General features: G+C 44.1%; 5 protein-coding genes. 1 reads left to right on the plus strand and 4 read right to left on the minus strand.

Annotation, left to right across the window (positions count from 1 at the left end):
• Together ACWVCM_RS14665 and ACWVCM_RS14670 are read right to left on the minus strand one after the other, a co-directional pair.
• A partial coding sequence (locus ACWVCM_RS14665) for an ABC transporter permease (protein WP_455202509.1) occupies positions 1–611 on the minus strand: 611 nt, incomplete at its 3' end.
• A gap of 4 nt (positions 612–615) precedes the next feature.
• Positions 616–1371, minus strand: a complete 756-nt coding sequence (locus ACWVCM_RS14670; protein ID WP_455202510.1) for an outer membrane lipoprotein-sorting protein — start codon at positions 1369–1371, stop codon at positions 616–618.
• A gap of 208 nt (positions 1372–1579) precedes the next feature.
• Here ACWVCM_RS14670 and ACWVCM_RS14675 point away from each other — a divergent pair, with 208 nt between their 5' ends.
• Entirely contained in the window at positions 1580–2227 is a 648-nt protein-coding gene (locus tag ACWVCM_RS14675; protein ID WP_455202511.1) for an alkylmercury lyase family protein, read from the plus strand.
• A 14-nt stretch (positions 2228–2241) separates the two neighbouring features.
• On the opposite strand, the gene ACWVCM_RS14680 is transcribed toward ACWVCM_RS14675, so the two are convergent.
• Together ACWVCM_RS14680 and ACWVCM_RS14685 are read right to left on the minus strand one after the other, a co-directional pair.
• The gene (locus ACWVCM_RS14680; RefSeq protein ID WP_455202512.1) at positions 2242–3123 is read right to left on the minus strand and encodes a hypothetical protein; all 882 of its coding nucleotides are present in this window, start codon (positions 3121–3123) and stop codon (positions 2242–2244) included.
• Positions 3124–3378: 255 nt separating this feature from the next.
• Positions 3379–3690 (minus strand): peptidyl-tRNA hydrolase (locus ACWVCM_RS14685; RefSeq protein ID WP_455202513.1); only part of this gene is annotated, 312 nt, incomplete at its 5' end.

Raw genomic sequence — 3690 nt, forward strand, 5'->3', positions numbered from 1 at the left:
AGGGGAATCTGAATAAAAAATCGATCGATGTCGGCAGAACCACTTTCAAAAATGCCTACCACTGGCAACACTCCCGCGGCGAATGAACCATCTTTTCCACTTCCAAGAAAGGTTAATTCGTCACCTACTTTTAGTTTCAGGTTTCTGGCCATGACTGAACCGATGACTGCTTCTTCAGCGTGGTTTGAGCTTAAATAGTTTCCCTGTTTAATTAATCCGGGAATTGTGGAAACATCACTTTCGTATTGAGGTTGTACGCCAGTAATTTGTGCGCCATAACTGCGTGTTTCGGATGAGGCTAAAGCAAAACCAACGGCACGTACACCGACGCGTGGCGTGTTAGGATTTTCACGAATACGGGATGCCAGTTGTGCCGCATTGGGAATCGTGTTGTAAATTTGCGGTTTGTCATGATAGCCCTTTGCCTGTATTTGCACATGTCCGATGAAAGAGCGCAGGGTGTTATCAATCATCATGTCGTATTGACCTAATTGCAAACCTATCATCCAGACCAAAATAGCGTCGGAAAAAACGATCGCTGCAAGCGTTAGCCCGGTGCGACGCGGATGTCGCCAGATGTTTCGCCATGCCAGTCGCAGGTTTAGGCCCATAGTGTTACTGTCGTGGATTGCGTAAATTGGAAAGTGTAAATGTGCTTTTTGGAATATCAATATCAAACTCTGCCGAACGGATAAGAATTGCAGTCCATTCCTCAGGTTTTTCGATATTAATCATGCGTTGTTGAGACGCCAGTGTTCGGCCACCCATTTTTTCAATTTTCAAGGTATCAAGGTATTTCACTTTTTTCATATCCTGGTCGAAAAAAGCGTGTTCGAGTAGAACATTATCATCACGAATTTTTAGAACTTCTTTTCCCCACACAATCGCAGCATCCTCCCTGGGTATGGATTCAATCACGTGTACCTTATGTCCATTTTGCGTTTCAGTGGATAACAATGTGTGATGATACTCATCAATGATGTCATCAGAGCGTGCAATGTCCTTGTTTGAAAAGTCTGATCCCATCCAGCTTTGATTCATCATGCTGGAAGGAATTCTGATAACCCGATTGATATTGGGCGAAAAAGTCCACATTTTTTTATCTAGCAGTAAGGTGCCATTACCGGCGTCCTTTTTAGGTTCTGTGACCCGTACCAGCGATTGCTTTTCACCGAGGGTCCAGCTGCGCATGGTCATGGTGCGCTCCCAGTCCGGGCGGTGGATGGTCATAGACATTACAGAATAAGAGGATAAACCGCGCCAATGGTCCATTGCCGCCTTAATGATTGCCTGTGCATCAGTGGCGGCCCACAATGTCGAAGAAAAGAAAGAAAAGGTGATAAAAAAAACAGACCGGTAGTGGTATGACATGATCCAAAAACCCTTGTTTTTTCGCTGGTGTTGGATATAAATACTATCTTTAAAGACGTCTAGTTCTCACCTGTTTATTTTATAGCGCTAATCATGCAATAACTTGCTATATGTCAATCAAGCATTGATTTTTCCTTCTCGGCTAGAAGTTGATCCCTGACGTGTTACTATAATTAATTTTACTGTCGAGAGTACCTGGAACAGGTATATGGATATTAAGCAAGCGCTTGCAAGGCTGAATTCACAACTACCACTGAAGGCGAGACAAGATCAGCTTGGCAGGAATTTGAAGCTGGCTCATCAGAACATATTGCGATCACTGGTGAACCGCGGACGACCACTCACGGAAACGGAACTAATTCCGTTATTGGGTAAAGATGGCGTTGATAGCAGTATACAACAGCTGGCGCAAATTGATCTTGTTGTACTGGATAAGGAAGGGGTAAACATAGTAGGTGCTTATCCCGTTACCATCGAAACTACGCCGCACCGGATAACTGTTAACCGTCATACCCTATTCGCCATGTGCGCATTGGACGCAGTATCCGTAGCGCCAATGTTTAATACGGAAGTACAGATTAAATCAAGATGTCATGTAACACATGACGCCATTACCATAACGATGAGAAATGATAATTTGCTGACAGTATTACCGTCCCAGGACATAACAGTGGGGGTGCGCTGGCAAATGCCGACGGGTGCAGCGGCACATAGTATGTGCCTGGAAATGGTTTTTTTGCTAAATGAACAAGTTGCGTTAGAGTGGCAGAAGCATAATACCGAAAATTATTCATTGTTTGCGTTACCGGAAGCAGTAGAATTCGGTAAAAGGTTTTTTAGACCACTTCTGGATTAAAACAGGCGAATCCTTTAGTCGCTCATCTTTTCGCATTTACCAAAATAACAGCTTTCCAGTTTTTTTCCTTTATTGGTGCCATCGATACCATCCACGGTACCATCATCATAGCCGCTAAGTACCTGGTACAAACAGTTCTTACCACCGCTTTGCTTGCAGGTATTGATGGCTTGTTGTTTGGCGTCATCTCGTGATGCGCCACCGCAAGCCGCACCAAATGCGGTATTTTTTTCATCATTGTCTTTACTATACGCAAAAGCAACCCAACCGCCACCCCAACAGCGTGCTGCAACCTGGCACTTGTTATTTTTGTAGTCCCTTTTCCATTGTGACCAAAGTAATGGATTGTCGACCACTGATGGAACACCCGCTATGTAGTCGCCAGAACCGCCGCAATCAACCAGTGCGGTGTAAAAACTATATTTCGTTTTTTCTTCGTGGCAACGAGCATAAGCAGTTTGCTGTTTCAGGTGTGGTGCATCAGAATCGTCAGGCGTCTGGATAAACTCGAGTACTAACTGATTTTGCCTCACTGTGAGGCGATGTAGTTGTGTAACGTCGCCGGTATAATATGAACTCGTATATACAACCTGTTGGGAATCGGTATCGCGGCTAAATATTATGCGGACCTGTTCAGCTTTCGTTTTTCCGGTGGTCAGGCCATTTTCATAATAGTGATGCGTTTCGTTGGTTATCCATTCCAGGCTATCTTCTGTCACGGCGGTTACGGTTGTGCTATCTGTACATACATAGGTTTCAGAATCATGCTGAACGGGCGGGTAGCAGGTATAAGGCTCACCGTGTGGGCACCACTTGCCAACTATGCCTGCCGCGGAGACACTGGCGGGAAATACTATCATGCTAACGGTGACAAGCTTTGCAATAGAGCTGCTCATAATATAAACATGTTTACAAAAAAATGAGACGGTTAGTAAAATTGTGTCAAAATTATGTTGAGTTACTGGTAATTGCACGTGAATTTGTGCTGCATGATAACCAGTTAAATAAACAGCTTCAATGCCTTAATTCACAGGAATCACGAGAAAAATTTCGCGGTGTCGGATGACGTGGATGGGGATGCGTTAATCTGATGGGGCTTTTTTCCTGTCCTGGAAATATATCTGTAGACAACCAGCCATGTTGAGGCCGTGTTAGTAAGGTACTAAATCACCCGTAATGGTATCAATCTTTTGAACCTGGTCAGGACCAATGGCACATGCTGTATAAGTAGGCTGGCCTTTAAATTCTGTTCGGCCGCTATCCTGAATTAAATGGCTGCTTAGTCCGGCATTTAAAGCTTTTTGATGGTATTCCAGCAATTCCTGCTCTGAATTGACACGTAGACAGACTTTTGCCATTCCTTTAGATAGCCAGGTTTTTTCGATATTAGATAGCTTGACACTAAAGTCTTGAGAATCAGTCTCATCGAATCCGTATTGTAAAAGTTGCTCAACGAGAAACGC

The organism is Kaarinaea lacus (assembly GCF_975902315.1).